The sequence below is a fragment of the Nitrospirillum iridis genome, from assembly GCF_014205765.1.
Classification (GTDB): Bacteria; Pseudomonadota; Alphaproteobacteria; order Azospirillales; family Azospirillaceae; genus Nitrospirillum; species Nitrospirillum iridis.
This window is the reverse complement of sequence record NZ_JACIIZ010000009.1, coordinates 56,887-80,830: the sequence shown is the minus strand read 5'-3', so window position 1 is coordinate 80,830 and position 23,944 is coordinate 56,887. Positions and strand designations below refer to the sequence as shown.

Genomic DNA, 23,944 nt, shown 5'->3' with positions numbered 1-23,944 from the left:
ATGTGTGCCCGGCCGAAAGCCCCGCCCACGGTCTAAGCCGTTGTCATAGGCCGATTGCCGCCGAAACCTACAAAACGCGAGAGGCTTTTCAGGGGCACGGGCGCCCCGCCATGCGGGTGCCGCGCACCGCCATCGACGGCGCCATCACATAACTGTCACCGTCTCAGGATATTACTGATGGACACACTCTTTATTGCGGCCTGAAGGTCCGATCCCTCCTTGATCTTGATGCCTGAAGAGCGAGAGACCGGCATCCCCCGGCAGGGACACCACGGAAGCCTGGGCGCCGGTGCCGCCCCGCCGTCCGTGCCCGGCGCGGCCACAGTGCAGGACCTGCCGATGGCACTGCCGCCCCGTTGGCGCGACGTTGTGGCGCACCTCTATCCCGTCTTCCAACCCATTGTCCAGATGCGCACCGCCCGGGTTCACGGGCATGAGGCCCTGCTGCGCGGGGTGGAGGCGGCGGGCTTCCCCAGCCTCGCCGCCCTGTTCGAGGCGGCGGTGGCTGACGGCGCGTTGCCGGGTCTGGAGGCCCACATCCAGGGTGCCGCGGTTGCCGCCTTCCTGGCCGCCGGCGGCACGGCCGACGTGCGCCTGTTCCTCAACGTCCATCCGCTGGCGCAGGGACAGGTGCCGCCGCCGCTTCAGGGCGAACAATTGCACCTGGTCTACGAGACATCGGGCGAGGCCCCCTTGGCCACCCGCGCCGGCCGTGACGGCGGCGACCGCCGGGGCCGCGTCGACATCGCCTTCGATCGTTTTGGCGTGGGCGTGGCGGACTTCCAGCGCCTGCTGTCCAACCCGCCCAGCTACGTGAAGATCGACCGCGCCTTCGTCGCCGGTGTCGATGGCGACCAGGCCAAGCGCGCGCTGCTGGGCCAGTTGGTGGGCAGCGCCCACGCCCTGGGCCTGGCCACCATCGCCGTGGGCGTGGAGACCTCGCGCGAGTTTTACGTTTGCCGCGATCTGGGGTGCGATCATGTCCAGGGCTTCCTCTTGGGCCGCCCGGGGACCGGTCTCCTGGCCGAGGTCAGCGAGATCGCCGAGTCCCTGGCGCGCAGCGACCGTCGCCGCCCGGCACCAGCGCGTCAGCGCCTGTTCGAGCTGATCGAGCGCATCGCCCCGCTGCCCCTGGAGGCGCCCAAGGCCAAGCTATTGGAGTATTTCGGGAATCTCGCGGCGCCGCCGGTGGTGCCGGTGGTGGATCGGGCCGGCGTGCCGCGCGGCCTGATTCGCGAACGTCACCTGAAGCCCTTTGTCTATTCACGCTACGGCACGGAATTGCTGCGCAACCGCTCCTTCGGCAACACACTGAAGGACTTCATCATTCCTTGCCCCGTCTGCGACATCGGCACGCCTTTGGAACGGGTGATCGAGTTGTTCGCCGAGGCGGCGGACAGCGATGGCGTCATCATCGTCGAGGGCGGGGAGTATGTCGGCTTCCTCAGCAGCCAGTCGCTGGTCCGGCTGCTGCACGAACACCGTTTGGCCACGGCCGTGGACCAGAACCCCCTGACGCGGTTGCCAGGCAACAACGCCATCACCAATCAGGTGGAAACCCTGGTGGCCGATATCGAGCGCGACCATGTCCTGGTCTACCTCGATTTCGATAACTTCAAGCCGTTCAACGACTATTTCGGCTTTCGCCAGGGTGACCGGGCGATCCTGATGTTCAGCGAACAGCTGAAGGTGCAGGCGGCGGCCCTGGGCGGTTTCGTCGGCCATATTGGTGGCGACGACTTTTTCCTGTCGTGCAGCGGCCTTGCCGCCGACCGGGTGCGCGAGCGCTTGGTGGCGTTCCTGACACGGTTCCGTTCGGACGCCGAGAGCCTGTACGACGTGGAAACGCGGGAGCGCGGCTGGTTCGAGGCCAAGGACCGTGAGGGCCGCATGCGGCGCTATCCCCTGCTGCGGGTCAGCGCTGTCATGGTGCCGCTTGTGGCCGGTAGCGCCCGGCCGGGACTGGAAACACTTGTGGAACTGATCGCCGTCCATAAAACTGCGGCCAAGGCGGCGCCCGACAACCTGTTCCTGGTGGCAGGATGACGGAGTTCGTCGTCAGCCGGGCGCCCTCGCCGGTCAAGGGGCGCCCATCGGAACATAAGACTTTCGGGGCGCTATTCTCCTTGGTCAGGTACTCTTTTCACCACGCGGCGGGCGATCCAGCCGGATCGGGTTCCGGTGCGGCCTCGGGCGGCATGTCTGCGGACAGCGCCTATGCCGACGGTTTGGCTGACGACACGCTGGCCGGCGTGCCCCCGGCACCCGGTATGGCCAGCGCCTCTGGGGGCGGGAAGGGGCCGGACGACGGTGTGGGGGTGGTCGGGTCCCGCTTCCACTGGTCGTTCTGGTCGTCGCTGTCCTTCAAGGAGGGCGTGCGCGGCGCCATCGCCGCCCTGCTCATCGGCTTCGCCTTTTCCGCGGTCGAGATCGGCTGGGCCGCCAGCCGCGAGCGGGAAAAGGTCCTGACCATCATCGATGACATCGCGGCCCAGGTCGAGGGCAGCGCCGCCATCGCCGCCTGGAACCTGGATGCGCAGTTGGCCAACCAGGTCATCATGGACAATCTGAAGCTCCATGCCGTGTCGGGCGTGGAGATCCTGCTGAAGGACAATGAGCGCCTGGCGGGCGTGCGGCGCCGGCCGGCGCAGGATGGCTGGCTGACCGGCCCGCTGTCACGCCTGGTGTTCGGCGACCTGTCGACCATCCGCCGCCCCTTGCGCCAGCCCAACAGCGCCAATGGCGAGATCATTGGTGAACTGCGCCTGGACCTGGATCCTGTGGTGCTGGCCCGCGACCTGCTGATCCTGGCCGGCACCGGCCTGGTCAGCGGCGTGCTGCGCAACCTGCTGCTGGGCTTGGCCCTTGTCGCGGTGCTGCACCGCTACGTCACCCGACCGCTGTTCGGCCTGGGCCGCGCCATCGCCCGTATCAATCCCGACCGGCCCTTGGAGACGGCCTTGCCCTTGCCGGCGGGCCACGAGCGCGATGAGCTGGGCTATATCGCCGCCCGCACCAATGAGCTGCTGGCGCGCTTGGCGTCCAGCCAGGAGGCGCAGCGGCGCATGGCGACGCGCGACCTGCTGACGGGCCTGCCCAACCGCGTGCTGCTGACCGAGGAATTGGGCCGCGCCCTGCCCAAGGCGGAACGGGCGGGCTATCACGTCGCCGTCTTCCACCTGGATATGGACCGGTTCAAGACCGTCAACGAAAGCTATGGCCTGGACGTCGGCGATCGGGTGCTGCGCGAGGTGGGGGCCCGGCTGACCGGCGTGCTGCGCGCCGGTGACAGCGTGGCGCGTCTGGGGGCCGACGAATTCGCCGTCGTGGCGGAAGACATCGCCCAGCCGGAAATGGCGGCCCGCCTGGCGGAGCGCATCCTGGACGCGCTGGCGGAGCCCTACAGCATCGATGGCCATGTCCTGACGCTGACCGCCAGCGTGGGCATGGCCTTGTTCCCGGGCGACGGCCGCGACGCCGAGCCGCTGCTGCGCGGTGCCGATGTCGCCATGTGCACGGCCAAAGCGGCCGGGGGCGGTCGCTACCGCTTCTTCGCCCGCGAGATGATGGACCGCGCCGTCGCCCGCCTGCACAACGAAACGGCCCTGCGCCGTGCCATCGACCAGGAACAGTTCGTCCTCTACTACCAGCCCAAGCTGGAGACGCTGACCCGCAAACTCAGCGGGGTGGAGGCGCTGCTGCGCTGGCAGAAGCCGGATCGCCTGGTCATGCCCGGCGATTTCATTCCGCTTGCGGAAGAAACGGGGCTTATCGTGCCGATTGGCGCCTGGGTGTTGCGCACGGCGTGTGAGCAGGGTGCCCGTTGGCTGGCCGCCGGGCATGCGGTGCCCGTGTCCGTCAACGTTTCCGCCCGGCAGTTGCAGGAGGCGGGGCTGGTGGATTTGGTGGCCGATTGCCTGGCGAAGTCCTACCTGCCGCCGGAATTGCTGAACATCGAGATCACCGAGACCAGCATGATGCGGGATCTGGACCATAGCGAGGCGCTGCTGGCGCGGCTGCGCGACCTGGGCGTTGGCATCAGCGTTGATGATTTCGGCACCGGCTATTCCTCCCTGGCCTATCTGCGCCGCCTGCCGGTGACGGCGCTGAAGCTCGACCGATCCTTCGTCAATGACATCCCGGCGGAGACGGCCATCGCCACGGCGGTGCTGGACCTGTCGCGCAGCTTCGGGCTGAAGACGGTGGCCGAAGGCGTTGAAACGGAAGAGCAGTGGCACTGGTTGGCCCAGCAGGGCTGTGCCGAGGTCCAGGGTTTCCTGTTCGCCCGGCCGATGCCGGTGGACCTGCTGGAGCGCGACTTCCTTACGGCGTGAGGGGCGCGCGCCATAGAACCATAGGACAATACGCGGCGGCCTGGGCCGAGGCGTACAACAAGTCGATCCCCTTGCCTGCCTTCGGCGGCATGGGCTTCCCGCATCCGCCAGACAGGACGACGCCATGATCAAAGTCAGCGTGCTCTACGCCAACGAACCCGGCGCCCGCTTCGACCACGATTATTACCGCGACCGCCATATGCCCCTGGTGCAGGAACGGCTGGGTGCCGCCTGTCTCTTCTACACGGTGGACAAGGGCCTGTCGGGTGGCAGTCCCAGCGACGCCCCGACCTATGTCGCCATGTGCCATATCTTCTCTGAATCCGCCGACGCCTTCTGGGCAGCGTTCGGGCCGCACGCGGGGGAAATCGTGGCGGATATCGCCAACTACACCACCCTGGCCCCGGTCATCCAGGTCAGTGAGGTGGTGGTGGGCGCCGCGCCCGGCCAAGGCTGACGCCGGCCGGTTTCGATCAAAGGCCGTGGGGGCGGGGCGCGGGCGCGTTGGCGACTTCCAGCACCAGGCAACAGCCGTCCAGCCGGGCCGGGTCGTAATAGGCCCGGCCATCATGAAGTTCGGCGATACGGCGCACCAGATACAGCCCGACGCCGATGCCGGGGACGCGCTCGGCGGAGGACAGGCGCACGAACTTGCCGAAGATGCGCTCCCGGTCCGCCGGGGCGACGCCGGCGCCCTGGTCGATCACCCGCACGGCGCTGCGCTCCGCCGTCTGGGCCAGTTCGACCCGGATCGGGCGGCCGTGCGGACCGTATTTGGCGGCGTTTTCCAGCAGGTTGAGCAGGGCTGTCTTCAGCAGCGCCGGGTCGCCCATGATTTCCGCCCGCACGGCGCCCGCGACCTGCACCTCCTGCTCGGGATGCGAGGCGCGCAGGGAGCGCACGGCCTCCGTCACCACGCTGTCCAGGCGCACGAGCTGTGTTTCCAGCTGCAGGCCGGGGGAGCGGTCGGTTTCCCGGCGCAGCCCCACCTCGATGATCTCCACCAGGCGTTCGACCGCGCGGCCCATGCGTTTCAGCAGGTCGTGCCCCTTCACGCCGTCCGCCCCCTTTCCTTCCTCGGACAGGCTGGCGGCGCCCTTGATTTGCAGGATGTCGATGCCGGTGCGGATGATGGACACGGGCGTGCGGTATTCGTGCGACACCATGTCGATGAACTGGATCTGTTCCCGCACCGCCTGACGCTCGGCGGCCAGGGCGTGCTCCAGGCTTTCCTTGGCGGCTGACAGCTCGCGCGTGCGCAGCGCCACCATGTCCAGCGCGCGCTGTTCGGCATGGATGGAGGCCTCCAGGGCGGCGGCCTGGGCCTCCTTGCGTTCCTTTTCCGACTGGCGCACCCGCGACGCGATGGCGATGTTCATCAGGATCATGTGCACCAGGGCCGACGCCTGGGATACGGCCTCGGTCAGGCTGATCTCTGGAATGACGCCCAGGGTGCGCATGAAGCCCATCAGGGCCGCGACGCAGGCGCTGCTGAAGGCCAGACAGTATATCAAGGCGCCGGGGTGGCCCCGCCGGGCCAGCCAGGCGCTGCTGCCGATGTAAATGAACATATAGGCCGAGGTGACGGAGGCCAGGGTGGCCCCGGCCAGGGTGTAGTGGTCGGCGACGGTGGCCACCATGCCCAGGATGCCCAGGACTATGGGGATGCGGTTCAGCAGGCTGACCAGAGGCAAGGTGCGGCGCAGGCTCAGGAACCGTTCAGTCAGCAGGGCGCCGCTGGTGATGCCGCCACAGACGCTGAGCCCGGTGATCAGGTTGGCCAAGCGGGGCGCCGGCCCGGGCAGGATCTGCGCCAGCGCGCCGAAGGACCCGAATGCGAGACCGATCAGGCTCATGACATAAAGGCCGTAAAGGAAGTAGACACGCTCCCGCAGCCAGTAGCTGTAGATCAGGTTGGAAATCAGCACGGCCATGGCCACGCCCAGGACGAAGCCCAGCCACATGGACTGCATGCTGACATGGTTCATCAACGGGACCAGGCGATAAACCTGCCCGCTCAGTATGGTGGCGCTGGTGGTGTGGATGTGGACATAGATCCAGGCCTGGGTGGCGCCGTCGAAGACCAGGGGTTGGGTGAAGCTGCGGAACCGCACCAGGCGGTTGGCCGTGGGCTCGCTATCACCCTGCACCGTCTTGGCATAGGCGTCGGCGGGTGGCGCGGCGGTGTCGGCCGGCGTCAGCGCCACGTAGGTCTCGACCGTATCCAGGAAGCTGGGCAGGAATTCCAGATACCAGGTGTCGTCCGCGTCCGGTGCCCTCACCAGGCGCAGACGCACCCAAGTGTCGGTCAGGGTGAAGCCGCGGTTCAGGTTGCTGTCGAGGGGGGCGAAGCGATGGCTCGCCTCCCCCGTCGCCACGTCGGCCAGCGTCAGTGTGGCGTCGGGATCGACCAGGAATTCCATATGCCCACCGACGGGCAGCGCCTGGGCGTCGGCGCGCAGCTGCAACGGCGGCTGCGTCCAGCCGCGCGACGCGGCCTCCGCCCAGGCCGGCTGGGGGAGGAGGGCCAGCGTCCACAGCGCCGCCAGGCAGAGCAAAAGGCGCCCCACCCAGGAGGGGCGCGCTGGCGTGGGACGGGCTGGGCCGGGCCATGTCTGGAAGGTGACCGTCATGGCCGGGCGGGGAACTTACAGCTGTTTGATGGGGGCGGAGAACAGATAACCCTTGGCATGGACGGTCTGGATAGGGAAGGCCTCACCCACCGCGGCCTCGATTTTCCGGCGCAGGCGACTGACCAGGGCGTCCAGGCCCCGGCTGCCTTGAACCGTGTTGGCGTAGTCCAGTGTTTCCAGAAGGACGGTGCGGTCGACGGCCCGGCCCGGCTCCTGGGTCAGGGCGACCACCAGGTCGAATTCCTTGGCCGTCAGGCGCACGGGCAGGCCGCGGGGGGAGTGCACGGACCAGCGGGCGCTGTCCAGGACCCAGGGCTCGCTGGACGGCGGGGCCGCGTGCCCTTGGGTGTCAGCCACCTCCGGCGCGGTGTTCAGGCGCCGCGCCAGGTTGGTGGCGGCGATTGCCAGTTCCCGGCAGTCCACCGGCTTCACGAAATAAAGATCCGCGCCGCTGGTGAAGCCCTTCAGGCGGTCATCCACCCGTGACCGCGCGGTCAGGATGATCAGGCCCATATTCGTGTTGGCGCGCAGGAAGGAGGCGATGGCGTAGCCGTCCTGGTCGGGCAGGCCGATGTCCAGGATGACGATGTCCGCCGGCTCTTTGGCGATCTGCCGGTAAAGCTCAAGGGCGGAACCGGCGGTGCTGACCGCCAGGCCCTGACTGCTCAGGCAGTGCGCCAGCAATTCGCGAAGGTCCACATCGTCTTCCACCAGAACGACACGCGGCATGCTGGTTTCAGGATTCGCGTCCAAGTCGGCCATGGAAAATCTTTTCTGCCAAAGGGTTCTAGCGATGGATCGGCGTTTGAATCGGCTCACCGCCCCCTCCAATCGATCCGGCGGCCGACCTGTTCTGAAGAGGTACACTAATTTTCTATTAATTTTATAGCAATACGATGCGTGCCGCTTCGATTTTCGTGCGCCTCGGTCGCCGGCGCGGTGTGATGGTATAAGGAGAAATTCAGCGTGCGGGCGCAATAAGGGCATTGCCGTAAGCGGTAGGGTTGTCTTACGATTTCGCCTTCACGAAAAATCGGTCAAGCCCGTGCGGGTTTGCCATGATAATGCCGGCGGGTCGGGCAGTCGCCGACCGAAACGGGCCGGGCCATCCGGGGTGGTCTTCATGGGTCTAGCGAAGCAATGGACACTGCTGCGCGCAGCGGAGCAATGCTACCGCGTTGCCGCCAGCGTGCCGTCGGGTCCGGAGCGCGACCTGTGGATACGCCGGGGGGGCATGCTGGAGGCTGACGGCGTTGCCGCCCTTTTGGCGGGGCCCGGCCCGGACCGCTGGCCGGGACAGCGGGCACCGCAAAATATCCACCGGAAGGATGGAATCGAGTCTCTGACGATTCCGTCTGTGTCGGCCGACACCGCCATCGCCGATTCCGTCGAATAATTTCACAGACAGTCGCCTGGGCGTTCGTTCCTGCCGAACCGTTTGTTACGGCTGGCGCAACGGCGCCCTGCGGTCGCCAGTAATTGACAGTGGCCATTGGCTGGCGGAGTGTGCGCAGCATCGTACGACGCGTCATCATCTTCGAGGTTTCTTCAAGTGACCGGCCTAGTTTCTTCCGCCGCACCCTCCTCCTCGGGCCGTTACCCCTCGGGTCGTGAATTGCTGGAGGCCATGGGCCTCGCATCGCGCCAGACCGAACAGCGCATGGAAGCGTTGCTGCCCGCCCCCGCCCGCTACATCGGCCGGGTGCAGGAAGCCGCCCGCTACGCCGTGTTTGCCGGCGGCAAGCGGCTGCGCCCCTTCCTGGTGAAGTCGTCCTCCGCCTTGTTTGGCGTGTCCGAGGACAACTGGCTGCAGGCCGCCGCGGCGGTGGAGATGGTGCACACCTATAGCTTGGTGCACGACGACCTGCCGTGCATGGATGACGACACCCTGCGCCGTGGCAAGCCCACCACCCACGTCCAGTTCGACGAGGCGACGGCGCTGCTGGCTGGTGATGCCCTGCTGACCCTGGCGTTCGAGGTTCTGTCCCAGCCGGCGGCCCACGCCGACCCTGCGGTGCGTTGCGCCCTGATCGCCAAGCTGGCCCAGGCCGGCGGCACCCTGGGCATGATCGGTGGCCAGATGATGGACATGGAAGCGCCCAATTCCGATTTCGGCTACGACGAGATTCTGACCCTGCAGAAGTTGAAGACGGGCGCGCTGTTCGAATTCTGCTGCGAGGCGGGTCCCATCCTGGGCGGCGCCAGCGAGGCCGAGCGCGCCCTCCTGCGTGACTACGCCGCGGATTTCGGCCTTGTCTTCCAAATCTCGGACGATCTTATTGATGCGATCGGTGATTCCGGCAAGGCGGGCAAGACCGTTGGCAAGGATGAGGCCCAGGGCAAGGCGACCCTGATCTCCCTGCTGGGCTTGGACGCCGCGCGGGCCAAGGTGGTGGAACTTGCGGAACAGGCGGCCGCGCGGCTGGACGGTTTCGGTTCGGCGGCTGATCCGTTGCGTGGCCTGCCCTTTATGCTTATCGACCGGGAGTCGTGATTTATCACGATCTGTGCAAAAGTGTTTTCTTGGCACCGGCCCGTCAGAGGCCGGTTAGAATTATTTGGGAGCCGATGAATGGCGACGAAGACCCCGTTGTTGGACCAGTGTCCGACGCCTGAGCGCTTGCGCGCGCTGCGTCCGGAACAGCTGCGCCAGCTGGCGGACGAGCTGCGTTCCGAGACCATCGACGCGGTGTCGGTGACGGGTGGGCATCTGGGTGCCGGCCTGGGCGTGGTGGAACTGACGGTGGCGCTGCACTACGTGTTCGACACGCCGTCGGACCGGATCATCTGGGACGTCGGCCACCAGGCCTATCCGCACAAGATCCTGACCGGACGTCGCGAGCGCATCCGGACGCTGCGCACGGGCGGCGGCCTGTCGGGCTTCACCCGGCGGTCGGAAAGCGTGTACGACCCCTTTGGCGCGGCGCACAGCTCCACCTCCATCTCGGCCGGCCTGGGCATGGCGGTGGCGCGCGACCTGGCGGGGGGGAACAACCACGTCATCGCCGTCATCGGCGACGGGTCGATCTCGGCCGGCATGGCGTACGAGGCGATGAACAACGCCGGCGCCCTGGGCTCGCGCCTGGTGGTGATCCTGAACGACAATGACATGTCGATCGCCCCGCCGGTGGGGGCCGTGTCGGGCTACCTGGCGCGGCTGGTCAGCAGCAGCCAGTACCGGCATCTGCGCAACCTGGGCCGCCAGGTGGCGGAGCATCTGCCGCGTCCGCTGCAGAACGCCGCCCGGCGGGTGGAGGAATACGCCCGCGGCATGGTGATGGGCGGGACGCTGTTCGAGGAGCTGGGCTTTTACTACGTCGGCCCGATCGACGGGCACGATCTGGACCAGTTGGTGCCCATCCTGGAGAACATCCGGGATGAGCCGAACGGTCGTCCGGTGCTGATCCACGCCGTGACGCAGAAGGGCAAGGGCTATGCCCCGGCGGAGGCGTCGGCCGACAAGCTGCACGCGGTGGGCCGGTTCGACGTGGTGACGGGTGCCCAGGCCAAGGCCAAGGCGAACGCGCCCACATACACGCGGGTCTTCGCCGACAGCCTGATCAAGGAGGCCAAGGCCGACGACAAGGTGGTGGCGATCACGGCGGCGATGCCGTCGGGCACCGGCCTGGACCTGTTCGGCCAGGCGTTCCCCACCCGCACCTTCGACGTGGGCATCGCCGAGCAGCACGCGGTGACCTTCGCGGCCGGCATGGCGACGGAGGGCTACAAGCCCTTCGTGGCGATCTATTCGACCTTCCTGCAGCGCGGCTATGACCAGCTGGTGCACGACGTCTCGATCCAGAACCTGCCCGTGCGCTTCGCCATGGACCGGGCGGGGCTGGTGGGTGCGGACGGCGCCACGCACGCCGGCGCCTTCGACCTGGCCTACCTGTGCTGCCTGCCCAACATGGTGGTGATGGCGGCGGCGGACGAGGCGGAGCTGGTGCACATGGTGGCGACCAGCGTGGCCTACGATGCCGGCCCCATCGCGCTGCGCTATCCGCGCGGCGAGGGCGTGGGCGTGGAGATGCCGGAGAAGGGCGAGGTGCTGCCCATCGGCAAGGGGCGTATCGTCCGCGAAGGTAACACGGTGGCCATCCTCAGCCTGGGCACCCGCCTGGGCGAGGCGTTGAAGGCGGCGGAGGATCTGGCGGCGCGGGGCCTGTCGACGACGGTGGCGGACGCGCGCTTCGCCAAGCCGATCGACAAGGAACTTGTGCGCCGGCTGGCGGTTGAGCATGAGGTGCTGGTGACCATCGAGGAAGGCTCGGTGGGCGGCTTCGGCGCGCAGGTGATGCAGTTCCTGGCGGAAGAGGGGCTGTTTGATCGCGGCCTGAAGGTCCGTCCCATGGTGCTGCCCGACCGCTACCAGGAACATGACAACCCGGCCAAGCAGTATGACGAGGCCGGCCTCAACGCCAACGGCATCGTTGATACCGTGCTCAAGGCGCTGGGGGCCAACGCGCAGGTGAGGACCGCATGACGATCTCAGTCACCGGGGTTAGGGGCCGCATCATCGCCGCGGCCGTCCTGGCCCTGGCCTTGGCAGGCCCGACCCTGCCGGCCAGTGCCCAGTCGGCGGCCGCGACCGCGGAAGCCGCTGATCCGGCGGTTGCCAAGGTCAAGACCTTCTACGACACGTTGCTGGCCGGTATGAAGCAAGCCAAGCAGCTGGGGGTGAAGGGCAGGGCGGAGAAGCTGGACCCGGTGATCAAGTCGACCTTCGACTTGGCCACCATGACCCGCCTGGCTGTGGGGCCGACCTGGGAGAAGTTCACGCCGGACCAGCAGAAGGGCGCCATCGACGCCTTCACCAAGGTGACGATCGCGACCTACGCCAACCAATTCGATGGTTTCAACGGCGAAGTGTTCGACGTCGATCCCACGCCCAAGGCGCGCGGGGCCGACAAGATCGTCGAGACCAAGTTGACACCCGGTGGAGACAATCCGCCGGTGCCGCTGAACTATCTCATCCGGGGCCAGGGCGACCAGGCCCGCATCGTTGACGTTTACCTGAACGGCACCATCAGCCAGCTGGCGACCCGGCGTTCGGAATTCTCCGCCGCCGTCCAGCAGGGGGGGGCCGATGCCCTGATCCAGGGCCTGCAGCAGCAGGCGGAAAAGTTGCTGTCCGGCGCGTGAGGGCCGGCTTTCCAGAATCAGGCCCGGCCATCTTTGCGGTGGCCGGGCCTTTTTTTATGCACGTTGATGGGCTGTGTCCGGGTTTAATAATTTCAAAATAAATAATATTGACCGGCTTCCTGGCCGTGGCCATAGTGCAATTAATAATATAACTGGGAAATGGGGGCGGCATACCCGCGACAGTGCCGGTTGCTTGATCAATCAACGCACCAATCATGACTTCATGCTCTGGCGATATTCGGCGCTTCTTATGAGGCGCCGACACGTTTCCTATATTCGTAGGTCGCACGTGGAGTAATCGCAGGCATAAATTTCATCATCAACCGGCTTTGCCCAAGGCGGCGCCCTTCTGGCAGCTGGCGGGCTTTCCTTGTATCGGCCAAGTCAGGCCCAAAAAGCGGAGCGATGGGGGGACGCATGTTGATAGACCACGTGGAGGATCCGGAACGCCGCCGCCTGCTGGTCCGCTTGGGGGATGTCGCTCTGGGGGCCGGGGGGCTGGCCGCCATGTCGGCCTTCACCGCCTGTTCCCAGGGGCACTGGTTGCCGGCGACCCCGGCGCGGTTGCCGCGCTGGCGGGGCTTCAACCTCTTGGAAAAATACACCCTGGCCAATGAGCAGCGCTTTCGGCAGTCCGACTTTGACCTGATCGCGGAATGGGGTTTCAATTTCGTGCGCCTGCCGCTGGACTACCGCATCTGGACGCGGCCCGACGGCACCTTCCGCGAGGAGCCCCTGCGGCAGATCGATGAGGCTATCGTCTGGGCACGACATCGCAATATCCACGTCGCCCTGTGCCTGCACCGCGCCCCGGGGTATTGCGTGAACCCGCCGCTGGAAGGCGGGGACCTATGGGCTGAGGGACCGGAGAATGATGCGGTCCGTCGCCGCTTCGCCGAGCAATGGGGCATGTTCGCCGCCCGCTACCGGGACGTCGATCCCCTGTGCCTGTCTTTCAACCTGATCAATGAGCCGCCGGATGTCACCGGGGCCGCCTACGTCCGGGCGGCGTCGGGCGCGGTGGCGGCCATCCGGGCGGCGGATCCCGACCGAATCATCATCGCCGACGGCACCCAAGGCGGCCGCCGCCCCGTGCCGGAGTTGCGGCCGCTGGGCCTGGCCCAGGGCACCAGGGGGTATGAGCCCTTCCACCTCAGCCATTACAAGGCGGGTTGGGTCAAAGGGTCGGACACGTGGGATCCGCCGACCTGGCCGATGCCATCGGCCCCGTCGCCCAACACCGATCAGGTGGTGGACCCTGCCAGCTTCACCCGGCTTTGCATCCAGCCGTGGAAGGATCTGGGCGCTAGCGGCGTCGGGATCATCGTTGGGGAGTGGGGGGCCTATCGCCACACCCCGCATGCCACCGTCCTGGCCTGGGCCCGCGACTGCCTGGCCGCCTGGCGGCAGGCGGACTGGGGCTGGTGTCTATGGAACTTCCGCGGCGACTTCGGTGTGCTGGACAGCCGGCGTGACGATGTGCGCTACGAAACCTTCCGGGGTCACCTGCTGGACCGCGCCTTCCTGGAATGCCTGCGGGAGGACGGGCCCCCGGACGCGGCGCGGGCGTGATCAGGGAATCGCCGGCATGTTGCTGGACGTGATCCCCACCGCCTCATCCAGCGTCGCCTGCCGGTTCTGCAGCCAGACGCTGCGCAGCAGGGCGTAGAAGTCGATGGTACCCTTCTTCAGCTCGTTCAGCGTTTCCAGGTTGCGGGCCTTGTCCAGGCCGCCGACGACGCCGATGGCGATGTTGGCGTCGCCGGCGTTGGCGTTGTTCAACACCCGGCCCGTGGGATCAGCCCACATCTCCACGCCCATGCCCATGCCGTCGCGCACGGTGGAGGGCCCGAACAGGGGCAGCACCAGGTAGGGGCTTTCGCGCATGCCCCAGGCGTACAGCGTCTGGCCGAAATCGCCGGTCTGCCGCGGCAGACCCAGGTCGGTCGCCACGTCGTACAGGCCGGCCAGGCCCACGGTGCTGTTGAAAACGAAACGCCAGAAGGTGGTGAAGGCCGACTTGACGCGCGCCTGGGCCATGTCGTTGCCGAAGACCAGCGGCTCGCCCAGGTTCGCGATGCCATGGCGCAGACGCAGTTGCACATAGTCCGGCACTGCCCAGCGATAGGCCTGGGCGGTGGGGCCAATGGCGTTGTCGTTCAGCCACATGTTGGCGTCGAAGGTGACGCGGTTGACGTTCTCCAGGGGATCCCAGGGTTCCACCACGCCCAGCTCGTCACGGCCGCCATTGGGGGGGGCGGCGCAACCCGCCAGCATGAAGCCCATCAGGAGACAGGCGGCCAGGGCCGCGCGGGACTGTCTGATCATGCTGGCCATACTTTCCTGACGAATGCTTGGGCGCGCGAGGGTGCGACAATTTGGATAACAAAGGATGGTGTCGATCGCCACCCTTGGGAACGCACCCCCGAAGTGTAATATCGGAGCGTGCGGCGCAATATGCGGGTCGACGGACGACGTGCCAAGGCAATAGCGCCTGCCGTGTGGCTTGCTATGTCCACCGTCACAGGAGGCGCTTTTGTCTTGGGTGTATCCGATTGTCGCGCCGTCCGCATCACGATGGCGTCCGCTGGCGCCTGCGCCGCGCTTACGTTAAGACGACACTTCAGACGACATCACCGGGCCGGGTCGACGGGCCGCGTCTATTTGAAAGTTCCGCACGGCATGCCGTTTTCCACCGCCATAGTGACCGATGCCCTGGGCTGGGGTCTGGGGGCGATGTCCGTCGTGGGCTCGCTCTACGCCCTGGTGGCGGCGGACAGCGCGCGGCGTTTCTTCGCGCCGCCGTCGGCGGCGGTGGCCGCCGGGGCGATGGCGGTGACGGTTCTGAAGCCCCTGCACGGGGCCGAACCCGGCCTGGCCGATCGCTTGCGGGCCCTCGCCACCCAGGATTATGACGGCCCGGTACAGATGGTGTGTGGGGTGCAGGCCGCCGATGATCCCGCCATCGCCGTGGTCCGGGCGCTGGCCGCGGAGCTGACGGCCGCGGGATCGTCCGTCCGTCTGGATTTGGTGATCGACCCCACCCGTCATGGCGCCAATGCGAAGATCTCCAACGTCATCAACATGATGACCGTCGCCCGGCATGAGGTGCTGGTGCTGGCCGACAGCGACATCGCCGTGGCACCCGACTATCTGGCGCGCGTCTGTGGCGCCTTGGCCGCGCCCGGTGTCGGTTTGGTCACCTGCCTGTACCGGGGCGAGCCGGTGGACGCCGCCTCCTTCTGGCAGGATCAGGCGGCCCGCGCCGTTGACCACCACTTCCTGCCCAACGTGCTGGTGGGCTTGCGGCTGGGCATGGCCAAGCCGTGCTTCGGCTCGACCATCGCGCTGACGGCCGACACGTTGGGGCGCATCGGCGGCTTCCCGGCATTCCGCGACATCCTGGCGGATGACCATGCCATCGGCATGGCGGTGCGGGGCCTGGGCCTGACGGTGGCGGTGCCGCCCTTCGTGGTGGGGCACCTGGCGCCCGAGTCCCGCCTGGGCGCCGTGCTGGACCATGAGCTGCGCTGGGCCCGGACCATCCGGGGCCTCGATCCCGGTGGCTATGCCGGGTCCGTGGTCACCCATCCGGTGCCTTTGGCCCTGCTCGGCGCAATTTTCGCGGGCTGGCATGCGTGGTCCCTGCTGCTGCTGGGGCTTGCGATCATCGCCCGTCTCGTGCTTCAGGTGACGATTGATGCACGGATCACACGGTCCCGGCCGCGATGGCCTGGATTGATCAGAGACGTCTTGTCATTCTTGGTGTTCGTTGCCAGCTTTGGCATTCGACGTGTGAGTTGGCGCGGTCAGCGCTTTTCGGTCAAATCCGACGGTACGATGGTGCCGGTCGGCGAAAATGGTGGGTCATGATGCGGACGCTTTTTCTCCAGGCGCCTTCCTTCGACGGTTTTGATGGCGGGGCCGGCTCGCGCTACCAGGCGCGCCGCGAAATCAAGTCTTTCTGGTACCCGACGTGGTTGGCCCAGCCGGCCGCCCTGATCGAGAACAGCAAGCTGATCGACGCGCCGCCGCACAAGACCAAGCTGTCCGACATCACGGCCCAGATCAAAGACTTCGACATGGTGGTGCTGCACACCTCCACCCCGTCGTTCAAGTCGGACGTGGCGACGATCGAGGCGCTGAAGGCCGTAAACCCCAACCTGAAGGCCGGCCTGATCGGTGCCAAGGTGGCGGTCGAGGCGGACAAGAGCCTGGCCCAGGCCCCCATCGTCGACTTCGTCGCCCGCAACGAATTCGACTTCACCATCAAGGACGTGGCCGACGGCAAGAAATGGTCGGACATCAAGGGCCTGTCCTTCCGCAATTCCGAGGGCGTGATCGTCCACAACGAGGATCGTGAGATCCTCGAGAACATGGACAGCCTGCCGTGGGTGACCCCGGTCTATAAGCGTGACCTGGAGATCGAGAAGTATTTCATCGGTTACCTGAAGGCGCCCTACCTCAGCATCTACACCGGCCGTGGCTGCAAGTCGCGCTGCACCTTCTGCCTGTGGCCCCAGACCGTGGGCGGCCACCGCTACCGCACCCGCAGCGTCGGCCACGTGGTGGAGGAGATGGCGTGGGCGCAGAAGAACTTCCCGCAGGTGAAGGAATTCTTCTTCGACGACGATACCTTCACCGACAACCTGCCGCGCGCCGAGGCCATCGCCAAGGAACTGGGCAAGCTGGGCATCACCTGGTCGTGCAACGCCAAGGCCAACGTGCCGCGGGAGACCCTGAAGGTCCTGCGCGACAACGGCTTGCGCCTGCTGCTGGTCGGCTACGAATCCGGCAACCAGCAGATCCTGCACAACATCAAGAAGGGCATGCGCGTCGAGGTGGCTGAGAAGTTCACCAAGGACTGCCATGAGCTGGGGATCCAGATCCACGGCACCTTCATCCTGGGCCTGCCGGGTGAGACGCAGGAAACCATCCAGGAAACCATCAAGTGGGCCGCCAAGATCAACCCGCACACCATCCAGGTGTCGCTGGCCGCCCCGTACCCCGGCACCGCGCTGTACCAGCAGGCCATCGAGAACGGCTGGCTGGATGACGCCAACGCCGAACTAGTGGACGAACATGGCGTGCAGATCGCCCCGCTGCACTATGACCACCTGAGCCACTCGGAGATCTTCAGCTCGGTCGAGACCTTCTACAAGAAGTTCTACTTCCGCAGCGGCAAGATCGCTTCCATCGTCGGTGAGATGGTCCGTGACCGCGACATGATGAAGCGCCGCCTGCGCGAGGGCGTGGAGTTCTGGCAGTTCCTGCGCGAACGCCGCACCGCCGCTTAACGCGGCCCCTCAGTCGCCGGGCGCCGGCATCCGTCGGCTTGGCTACGCCGCTGGGGCGGCGCGGCGGCAGTCGCCGCCGGCACCCGTTTTCGCGTGAAGAACGCGCAAACGGGTGTGGTGTCCTTCAATTCGGGTTCGGAACGCCTTCCCATGTCCGCAACCACGCCGGGCGCCGCCGCGACCTCCAGTACGGGAGGATCGGGGCGGCGCCTGATCGTTACGGCGGATGACTTCGGCCTGTCGGCCGCGGTCAACGCCGCCGTGATCGAGGCCCACACCCAGGGCATCCTCACCGCCGCCAGCTTGATGGTGGCGGGGGCCGCCGCCAACGCGGCGGTGGCGCTGGCCCATGCCCAGCCCAGCTTGGCGGTGGGCCTGCATGTCGTCCTGGTCGACGGCAAGCCCTTCCTGTCCCCGGAGCGCATCCCGGACCTGGTCGGGCCTGACGGCCTGTTCCGCAACGACCTGGCCAAGGTCGGGGCGGCCATCTTCTTCCGGCCCAAGGTCGCGGCCCAGGTGGCGGCAGAGGTGGAGGCCCAGTTCCAGGCCTTCCGCGCCACCGGCCTGAAGCTGGACCACGTGAACGCCCACAAGCACTATCATCTGCACCCCACCGTGGGCCGCATCCTGCTGGACGCCGCCCGTCGTCATGGTGCCCGCGCCATGCGTGTGCCGGTGGAACCGGCCCCTGTCGTCCGCGCCGTGACCCCGGACGCGGACCTTGGCCTGCACCGCGTCACCGGCCCCTGGGCCAAGCTGCTGCGGGCCAAGGTCCGCCGCGCCGGCCTGGCCGCTCCCGACCAGGTGCTGGGCCTGGCTTGGACGGGCGCCTTCACAGCGGCGCGCCTGCGCGGCGCCCTGGCCCACTTGCCGCCGGGCGTCACGGAGATCTATCTGCATCCGGCGGTCAGCGACGATGTGCCGGGGGGGGCTGTGGGCTATCGCTATCGGGATGAGCTGGCGGCCCTGCTGGACCCCGAGGTCAAGGCCCTGGCCGCCGCCTTCCCCCGCGGCGGCTTCCGCGACCTGCCCGTGGTCCTGGAATAGGCACACCCCGATGGAAAAGGCCGCCCGCCTGTTCGCCCTGCTGGGCCTGGCCCTTGCCGTGGTGCTGGTCGCCCGCGAGGACACCAGCGCCCTCTGGGCCCTGTTGAAGACCGCAGGCGTGGGCCTGGTGGCCGCCGGCCTGTTCCACGCCGTGCCCATGGTGGCCAACGCCCGCGCCTGGCAGGTGCTGTTGCCCGGGGCCAAGCGGCCCTCGCTGGGCGCCATGGCGCGCAACGTCTGGATCCGCGAGTCGGTCAACGGCCTGCTGCCCGTGGCCCGCATTGGCGGGGAGATCGTGTCCTTCCGCATCCTGCGCCTGGATGGGGTGCGTGTGGCGCCGGCGGCCGCCAGCCTGGTGGTGGACATGGCCCTGTCCATCCTGAGCCAGCTGGGCTTCTCCCTCCTGGCGGTGGGACTGCTGGTGGCGTTGAAGGGCCCGGTGGGCATCGCCGGCCAGGTGACCCTGGGCCTGCTGGCCATGGTGCCGCTGGTGGCGCTGTTCATCCTGGTGCAGCGGGCGGGCCTGTTCGCCAAGGTCACCGGCCTGCTGGACAAGGCGGCGTCGGGCCGCCTGGCCGCCATCCTGCCGCACAGCGCGCGCATCGACCGTGCGTCCAAGGCCATGTACCGCCGCACCGGCGCCATCACCGGCTGTTTCCTGTGGCAATTGCTGGGGTGGGCCCTGGGCGCGGGGGAGATTTGGCTGGCCCTGTGGGCGCTGGGCCATCCCCTGGGCCTGGTGGAGGCCCTGGTGATCGAGGGGCTGATCCAGGCGGTCAGCAGCGCCGCCTTCGTCGTGCCCGGCGCGCTGGGGGTGCAGGAGGGGGCGTTCCTGCTGCTGGGCGGCGCGCTGGGGCTGGACGCGCCCGCCGCCCTGGCCCTTGCCGCCGCGCGCCGCCTGCGGGACCTGGTGGTGTTCCTGCCCGGCCTGGTGGCTTGGGCCGCCCTTGGCAAGGCCAAGGCCACGCCATGATCCGGCTTGTCATCTTCGATCTGGACAATTGCCTGGCGCCGGCCGACGGCATCGGCGCATCCCGCATGCAGCCGGTGTTCGACGGCATCACCGCGGCCAACGCCGGGACCCTGGCGCCGGATGCCCTGGCGGCCGCCTTCGCCGACATCTGGCGCCATCCGCTGGATTGGGTCAGCGCGACCCATGGCTTCAGTCCGGCCATGCGCCAGGCCGCCTGGGCGGCGACCGCGGCGGTGGAGGTCCCGGGCGGCATGACCGATTACGGTGACCTGCCCGTGCTGGATGAATTGGGCCTGCCGCTCCACCTCGTCACCTCCGGCTTCCGGCGCCTTCAGAGCAGCAAGGTTGCCGCCCTGGGCATCGCCCGCCATTTCCAGGGCGTTCACATCGACGCCATCGATGAACCCGATTCCCCGGGCAAGGCCGCGTTGTTCCAGCGGATTCTGGCGGCGACAGGCGCGTCGGCATCCCAGGCCCTGGTGGTCGGTGACAATCCCGAATCGGAAATCGCCGCTGGCAACGTCCTGGGCATGCCAACGGCGCAGATACTGCGTCCAGGGGTTCCTTGGGACGGCAGGGCGCGCTATCACATTCGCGACCTGCGCGATTTGAAAACTCTATTGCGCTCTCAAAACGATTAAGCGGAAAGCTTAAGGAAGCCACCATGGCGCACATTGATGCCGTCAACCCCGTCGCGGCCATCCCCGCGCCCGGCCCCCTCGCCCGACCGCAAGGGCGACTGGCGACCCTGGCGCTGCTGGCGGTGCTGTCGGTGGGGATGGGCTATGTCGCCGTGAACCTGGTGGGCGACCTGCGCGGCGTCGACACCCATTCCGTCCTGCCCTTCGTGCTGCTGGGTGTGGCCCTGCTGATCGCGCTGGGTTTTGAATTCGTCAACGGCTTCCATGACACGGCCAACGCCGTGGCCACGGTCATCTACACCCATTCCCTGCCGGCGCATGCGGCGGTGGTGTGGTCCGGCCTCTGCAACTTCGCGGGTGTGCTGTTCTCCACCGGCGCCGTCGCCTTCGGCATCGTCTCGTTGCTGCCGGTGGAGTTGATCCTGCAGGTGGGCAACGACGTCGGTTTCGCCATGGTCTTCGCCCTGCTGATCTCGGCGGTGCTGTGGAACCTGGGCACCTGGTACCTGGGCTTGCCGTCCTCCAGTTCCCACACCCTCATCGGCTCCATCCTGGGGGTGGGGCTGATGAACCAGATGATGAGCGTCTCGGGGACGGGGGTGGACTGGGCCCAGGCCGGCAAGATCGGCTGGTCCCTCGTGCTGTCGCCCGTCATCGGTTTCGCCTGCGCCGCCCTGTTGCTGGTGCTGATGCGCACCCTGGTCAAGGACAAGACGCTGTTCACGGCGCCTGAGGGCAGGAAGGCCCCGCCCGCCTGGATTCGCGGCCTGCTGGTGCTGACCTGCTCCGGCGTCAGCTTCGCCCATGGGTCCAACGATGGGCAGAAGGGCATGGGCCTGATCATGCTGATCCTCATCGGCACCATGCCCACCGCCTACGGCCTCAATCGCGCGGTCACCGCCGCCGACACCCCGGCCTACCTCGCCACCATCGATCGGGCGGCCGACCGCCTTGGCCACTATGTCACCGGCATTCCGGCCGATCCCCGCGCGGTGGTGGAGACCTATGTGCGCACTGGGGTGGTGACGCCGGAGACCCTGGGCGGTCTCCTCGACCTGACCCTCAGTATTGGTGATCAGGTCCGCTTCTCCGGCGCGCTGTCCCGGGTGGCGCCGGCCCGCATGCGCAATGACATGTATTTGTCCTCCGAGGCCTTGCGCCGGCTGCAAAAGCCCGGCGGCCCCGCCTTCAGCGCCGATGACAAGGCCGCCCTGAAGGAGTTGCTGGGCCGCTATGATCACGCCACCCGCTTCATCCCCACCTGGGTGAAGGTGGGCGTGGCCATCGCGCTGGGCCTGGGCACGATGGTGGGCTGGAAGCGCATCGTGGTGACGGTGGGCGAGAAGATCGGCAAGGAACACCTGACCTATGGCCAGGGCGCCTCGGCCGAGCTGGTGGCCATGGCCACCATCGGCGCCGCCGACGCCTTCGGCCTGCCGGTCAGCACCACCCACGTGCTGTCCTCCGGCGTGGCCGGGACCATGGCGGCCAACGGCTCCGGCCTGCGATGGTCCACGGTGCGCAACATGGCCATGGCCTGGGTGCTGACCCTGCCGGCGTCCATCGCGCTGGCTGGCGGCCTGTTCTGGTTATTCCGCCAGATGTTCTGACCTGCGCGTCATAGTTAGGAATCGTGGTCGTTTATTAACCATACGATGGGTCTTGCGACATAAAGTTGTCATGACTCGTGCCTTAGGGTGCCGGACCTGATTTTTACAGAAGGACTGGTGCCATGGCCCATGCGGAAGCCGTGAATTCCCCCATCGCACCCTCCGGCGGCCCGGCCGCCCGGTATGGGACCCTACTGTTCCTGGCCCTGATGACCGTGGGCTTGGGCTATATGGGCGTCAGCCTGGTCAGCGACCTCAGCGGGGTCGACACCCGCTCCGTCCTGCCCTTCGTGCTGCTGGGCGTGGCCCTGCTGATCGCGCTGGGCTTTGAATTCGTCAACGGCTTCCACGACACGGCCAACGCCGTGGCCACCGTCATCTACACCCACTCCCTGCCGGCCAACATCGCGGTGGTCTGGTCCGGCCTGTGCAACTTCGCCGGTGTGCTGTTCTCCACCGGCGCCGTGGCTTTCGGCATCGTCTCCCTGCTGCCGGTGGAACTGATCCTGCAGGTGGGCAGCGATGCCGGCTTCGCCATGGTCTTCGCCCTGTTGATCGCCGCCATCCTGTGGAACCTGGGCACCTGGTACCTGGGCCTGCCGTCCTCCAGCTCCCACACCCTGATCGGCTCGATCATCGGCGTGGGCCTGATGAACCAGCTGATGGCCAGCGCCGGCACCGCCACCAGCGGCGTTGACTGGGGCCAGGCCACCAAGATCGGCTGGTCGCTGGTGCTGTCGCCCCTGGTGGGCTTCCTCTGCTCCGCCGCCCTGTTGGTCCTGATGCGCACCCTGATCAAGGACAAGACGCTGTTCACGGCGCCCGAGGGCAAGAAGGCCCCGCCGTCCTGGATTCGTGGCCTGCTGGTGCTGACCTGCTCCGGCGTCAGCTTCGCCCACGGGTCCAACGACGGGCAGAAGGGCATGGGCCTGATCATGCTGATCCTCATCGGCACGGTGCCCACCGCCTATGCCCTGAACCGCGCCGTGACCGTCACCGAGACCCCGGCCTACATGGCGACCTTCGACCGTGCCGGCGATGTGCTCAGCCACTACGTCAAGGACACCCCGGCCGATCCCCGCGCCGCGGTGGAGGAGTTCGTGCGCACCCGCACCCTGACCGACAGCACCATGGGCGGCGTCCATGACCTAACGGCCAGCATCGCCGACCAGATCCGCGCCTACGGCTCCGTGGCCCAGGTGCCGCAGGAAAGCGTGCGCAACGTCCGCAACGACATGTACCTGTCGGCGGAGGCCCTGCGCCTGATCCAGAAGAAGGGCAATCCGGCCATCGATGCCGCCGACCAACCGGCGTTGAAGGAGCTGCTGGGCCGCTATGACCACGCCACCCGCTTCATCCCCACCTGGGTGAAGGTGGGCGTGGCCATCGCGCTGGGCCTGGGCACGATGGTGGGCTGGAAGCGCATCGTGGTGACGGTGGGCGAGAAGATCGGCAAGGAACACCTGACCTATGGCCAGGGTGCCTCGGCCGAGCTGGTGGCCATGGCCACCATCGGCGCCGCCGACGCCTTCGGCCTGCCGGTCAGCACCACCCACGTGCTGTCCTCCGGCGTGGCCGGGACCATGGCGGCCAACGGCTCCGGCCTGCAATGGTCCACGGTGCGCAACATGGCCATGGCCTGGGTGCTTACCCTGCCGGCGTCCATCGCGCTGGCTGGCGGCCTGTTCTGGCTGTTCCGTCACGTGTTCTGAGAAAAGCGGGAAGTCACCAAGCGCGGGGGCGGTCCACCAGGGTCGCCCCCGTTTCTTTCGGGTCAGCCCTCGACCGCCCGGCGCAGGGCGTCGATGTCCAGCTTGATCATCTCCCGCATAGCCGCCATGGCGCGGGTGGCCGTCACCGGGTCCGGGCTGGTGACCAGCTCGATGAAGCCATCGGGCACCACCTGCCAGGTGACGCCGAACTTGTCCGTGAGCCAGCCGCAGGCGTGGGTCTTGCCGCCGTCGGCGGTCAGCAGGTCCCAATAGCGGTCAACCTCCGCTTGGGTCGCGCAGTCGATGACGAAGGAAATGGCGCCGTTGATCTGATAATGCGGCCCGCCGTTCAGCGCGACGAATGCCTTGCCATCCAACTCGAAGGCCACGGTCATGACCGTGCCGGCGGGGCCCGGTCCCGACTCGCCATAGTGGCTGATGGTGGTGATGCGGGAATTGGGGAAGACACCGAGGTAAAAGCGCGCCGCGTCCTCGGCCTCATGGTCGAACCACAGGAATGGGGTGAGCTTGGGCATGTCCTCGTCCTTCTTCGGG

Annotated in this window: 19 protein-coding genes; 15 read left to right on the top strand and 4 right to left on the bottom strand. The window is 67.3% G+C overall.

Going from position 1 to position 23,944, the window contains the following annotated elements; all coding sequences use genetic code 11:
• The first annotated feature begins 228 nt into the window (after window positions 1-228).
• From FHS74_RS16520 to FHS74_RS16510, 3 genes are all read left to right on the top strand, one after another.
• The gene (locus FHS74_RS16520; RefSeq protein ID WP_246463184.1) at window positions 229-2,046 is read left to right on the top strand and encodes a GGDEF domain-containing protein; all 1,818 of its coding nucleotides are present in this window, start codon (window positions 229-231) and stop codon (window positions 2,044-2,046) included.
• A gap of 152 nt (window positions 2,047-2,198) precedes the next feature.
• Window positions 2,199-4,334, top strand: coding sequence for a putative bifunctional diguanylate cyclase/phosphodiesterase (locus FHS74_RS16515; RefSeq protein ID WP_184802518.1), 2,136 nt, complete (start codon window positions 2,199-2,201; stop codon window positions 4,332-4,334).
• A 124-nt stretch (window positions 4,335-4,458) separates the two neighbouring features.
• Window positions 4,459-4,791 carry an EthD family reductase gene (locus FHS74_RS16510; RefSeq protein ID WP_184802515.1) on the top strand — a complete coding sequence of 111 codons (333 nt, stop codon included), beginning with the start codon at window positions 4,459-4,461 and terminating at the stop codon, window positions 4,789-4,791.
• A gap of 16 nt (window positions 4,792-4,807) precedes the next feature.
• Here the strand turns inward: FHS74_RS16510 and FHS74_RS16505 are convergent, their stop codons facing one another.
• Together FHS74_RS16505 and FHS74_RS16500 are read right to left on the bottom strand one after the other, a co-directional pair.
• The gene (locus FHS74_RS16505) at window positions 4,808-6,967 is read right to left on the bottom strand and encodes a sensor histidine kinase (RefSeq protein ID WP_184802513.1); all 2,160 of its coding nucleotides are present in this window, start codon (window positions 6,965-6,967) and stop codon (window positions 4,808-4,810) included.
• A gap of 15 nt (window positions 6,968-6,982) precedes the next feature.
• On the bottom strand, window positions 6,983-7,729 hold the full coding sequence (locus FHS74_RS16500) for a response regulator transcription factor (protein WP_184802511.1): 747 nt from the start codon (window positions 7,727-7,729) through the stop codon (window positions 6,983-6,985).
• Window positions 7,730-8,090: 361 nt separating this feature from the next.
• Here FHS74_RS16500 and FHS74_RS16495 point away from each other — a divergent pair, with 361 nt between their 5' ends.
• The 5 genes from FHS74_RS16495 (at window position 8,091) to FHS74_RS16475 (ending at window position 13,681) form a co-directional block, all read left to right on the top strand.
• Window positions 8,091-8,363 carry a hypothetical protein gene (locus tag FHS74_RS16495; protein ID WP_184802509.1) on the top strand — a complete coding sequence of 91 codons (273 nt, stop codon included), beginning with the start codon at window positions 8,091-8,093 and terminating at the stop codon, window positions 8,361-8,363.
• 156 nt (window positions 8,364-8,519) lie between these two features.
• Window positions 8,520-9,461 carry a farnesyl diphosphate synthase gene (locus FHS74_RS16490; protein ID WP_211106353.1) on the top strand — a complete coding sequence of 314 codons (942 nt, stop codon included), beginning with the start codon at window positions 8,520-8,522 and terminating at the stop codon, window positions 9,459-9,461.
• A gap of 78 nt (window positions 9,462-9,539) precedes the next feature.
• Window positions 9,540-11,450, top strand: a complete 1,911-nt coding sequence (gene dxs / locus FHS74_RS16485; RefSeq protein WP_184802507.1) for a 1-deoxy-D-xylulose-5-phosphate synthase — start codon at window positions 9,540-9,542, stop codon at window positions 11,448-11,450.
• A complete protein-coding gene (locus tag FHS74_RS16480) occupies window positions 11,447-12,109 on the top strand; it encodes an ABC transporter substrate-binding protein (RefSeq protein WP_184802506.1) in 663 nt (220 codons plus the stop codon). Before dxs ends, FHS74_RS16480 begins: the two co-directional genes overlap by 4 nt.
• A 417-nt stretch (window positions 12,110-12,526) precedes the next feature.
• Window positions 12,527-13,681: a glycoside hydrolase family 5 protein gene (locus tag FHS74_RS16475; protein WP_184802504.1), complete on the top strand. Its 1,155-nt coding sequence runs from the start codon at window positions 12,527-12,529 to the stop codon at window positions 13,679-13,681.
• Here FHS74_RS16475 and FHS74_RS16470 read toward each other — a convergent pair whose 3' ends face one another.
• Window positions 13,682-14,437: an MlaA family lipoprotein gene (locus tag FHS74_RS16470; RefSeq protein ID WP_184802502.1), complete on the bottom strand. Its 756-nt coding sequence runs from the start codon at window positions 14,435-14,437 to the stop codon at window positions 13,682-13,684.
• Between the two features lie 354 nt (window positions 14,438-14,791).
• On the opposite strand from FHS74_RS16470, the gene hpnI reads away from it, so the two are divergent.
• The 7 genes from hpnI to FHS74_RS16435 all read left to right on the top strand — a co-directional run bounded on the left by hpnI (window position 14,792) and on the right by FHS74_RS16435 (window position 23,389).
• A complete protein-coding gene (gene hpnI / locus FHS74_RS16465; RefSeq protein ID WP_184802500.1) occupies window positions 14,792-15,982 on the top strand; it encodes a bacteriohopanetetrol glucosamine biosynthesis glycosyltransferase HpnI in 1,191 nt (396 codons plus the stop codon).
• Window positions 15,979-17,406 (top strand): hopanoid biosynthesis associated radical SAM protein HpnJ, encoded by a 1,428-nt coding sequence (hpnJ, locus tag FHS74_RS16460; RefSeq protein ID WP_211106352.1) that lies wholly within the window; start codon window positions 15,979-15,981, stop codon window positions 17,404-17,406. The genes hpnI and hpnJ overlap by 4 nt, the downstream gene beginning before the upstream one ends.
• Before the next feature lie 150 nt (window positions 17,407-17,556).
• Window positions 17,557-18,453, top strand: a complete 897-nt coding sequence (gene hpnK / locus FHS74_RS16455; protein WP_184802498.1) for a hopanoid biosynthesis-associated protein HpnK — start codon at window positions 17,557-17,559, stop codon at window positions 18,451-18,453.
• Between the two features lie 10 nt (window positions 18,454-18,463).
• Window positions 18,464-19,426, top strand: coding sequence for a lysylphosphatidylglycerol synthase domain-containing protein (locus tag FHS74_RS16450; protein ID WP_184802496.1), 963 nt, complete (start codon window positions 18,464-18,466; stop codon window positions 19,424-19,426).
• A complete protein-coding gene (locus FHS74_RS16445) occupies window positions 19,423-20,067 on the top strand; it encodes an HAD family hydrolase (RefSeq protein ID WP_184802494.1) in 645 nt (214 codons plus the stop codon). The genes FHS74_RS16450 and FHS74_RS16445 overlap by 4 nt, the downstream gene beginning before the upstream one ends.
• Window positions 20,068-20,090: 23 nt before the next feature.
• Window positions 20,091-21,677, top strand: a complete 1,587-nt coding sequence (locus tag FHS74_RS16440) for an inorganic phosphate transporter (protein ID WP_184802492.1) — start codon at window positions 20,091-20,093, stop codon at window positions 21,675-21,677.
• A 122-nt stretch (window positions 21,678-21,799) separates the two neighbouring features.
• Window positions 21,800-23,389, top strand: a complete 1,590-nt coding sequence (locus FHS74_RS16435) for an inorganic phosphate transporter (RefSeq protein ID WP_211106351.1) — start codon at window positions 21,800-21,802, stop codon at window positions 23,387-23,389.
• 62 nt (window positions 23,390-23,451) lie between these two features.
• Here FHS74_RS16435 and FHS74_RS16430 read toward each other — a convergent pair whose 3' ends face one another.
• On the bottom strand, window positions 23,452-23,925 hold the full coding sequence (locus FHS74_RS16430; protein ID WP_184802490.1) for a VOC family protein: 474 nt from the start codon (window positions 23,923-23,925) through the stop codon (window positions 23,452-23,454).
• Window positions 23,926-23,944 lie beyond the last annotated feature (19 nt).

Coding starts and splice junctions, on each gene's coding strand:
- FHS74_RS16520 (WP_246463184.1), top strand. CDS start 229: ATGCCTGAAGAGCGAGAGACCGGCATCCCCCGGCAGGGACACCACGGA.
- FHS74_RS16515 (WP_184802518.1), top strand. CDS start 2,199: ATGTCTGCGGACAGCGCCTATGCCGACGGTTTGGCTGACGACACGCTG.
- FHS74_RS16510 (WP_184802515.1), top strand. CDS start 4,459: ATGATCAAAGTCAGCGTGCTCTACGCCAACGAACCCGGCGCCCGCTTC.
- FHS74_RS16505 (WP_184802513.1), bottom strand. CDS start 6,967: ATGACGGTCACCTTCCAGACATGGCCCGGCCCAGCCCGTCCCACGCCA.
- FHS74_RS16500 (WP_184802511.1), bottom strand. CDS start 7,729: ATGGCCGACTTGGACGCGAATCCTGAAACCAGCATGCCGCGTGTCGTT.
- FHS74_RS16495 (WP_184802509.1), top strand. CDS start 8,091: ATGGGTCTAGCGAAGCAATGGACACTGCTGCGCGCAGCGGAGCAATGC.
- dxs (WP_184802507.1), top strand. CDS start 9,540: ATGGCGACGAAGACCCCGTTGTTGGACCAGTGTCCGACGCCTGAGCGC.
- FHS74_RS16480 (WP_184802506.1), top strand. CDS start 11,447: ATGACGATCTCAGTCACCGGGGTTAGGGGCCGCATCATCGCCGCGGCC.
- FHS74_RS16475 (WP_184802504.1), top strand. CDS start 12,527: ATGTTGATAGACCACGTGGAGGATCCGGAACGCCGCCGCCTGCTGGTC.
- FHS74_RS16470 (WP_184802502.1), bottom strand. CDS start 14,437: ATGATCAGACAGTCCCGCGCGGCCCTGGCCGCCTGTCTCCTGATGGGC.
- hpnI (WP_184802500.1), top strand. CDS start 14,792: ATGCCGTTTTCCACCGCCATAGTGACCGATGCCCTGGGCTGGGGTCTG.
- hpnJ (WP_211106352.1), top strand. CDS start 15,979: ATGATGCGGACGCTTTTTCTCCAGGCGCCTTCCTTCGACGGTTTTGAT.
- hpnK (WP_184802498.1), top strand. CDS start 17,557: ATGTCCGCAACCACGCCGGGCGCCGCCGCGACCTCCAGTACGGGAGGA.
- FHS74_RS16450 (WP_184802496.1), top strand. CDS start 18,464: ATGGAAAAGGCCGCCCGCCTGTTCGCCCTGCTGGGCCTGGCCCTTGCC.
- FHS74_RS16445 (WP_184802494.1), top strand. CDS start 19,423: ATGATCCGGCTTGTCATCTTCGATCTGGACAATTGCCTGGCGCCGGCC.
- FHS74_RS16440 (WP_184802492.1), top strand. CDS start 20,091: ATGGCGCACATTGATGCCGTCAACCCCGTCGCGGCCATCCCCGCGCCC.
- FHS74_RS16435 (WP_211106351.1), top strand. CDS start 21,800: ATGGCCCATGCGGAAGCCGTGAATTCCCCCATCGCACCCTCCGGCGGC.
- FHS74_RS16430 (WP_184802490.1), bottom strand. CDS start 23,925: ATGCCCAAGCTCACCCCATTCCTGTGGTTCGACCATGAGGCCGAGGAC.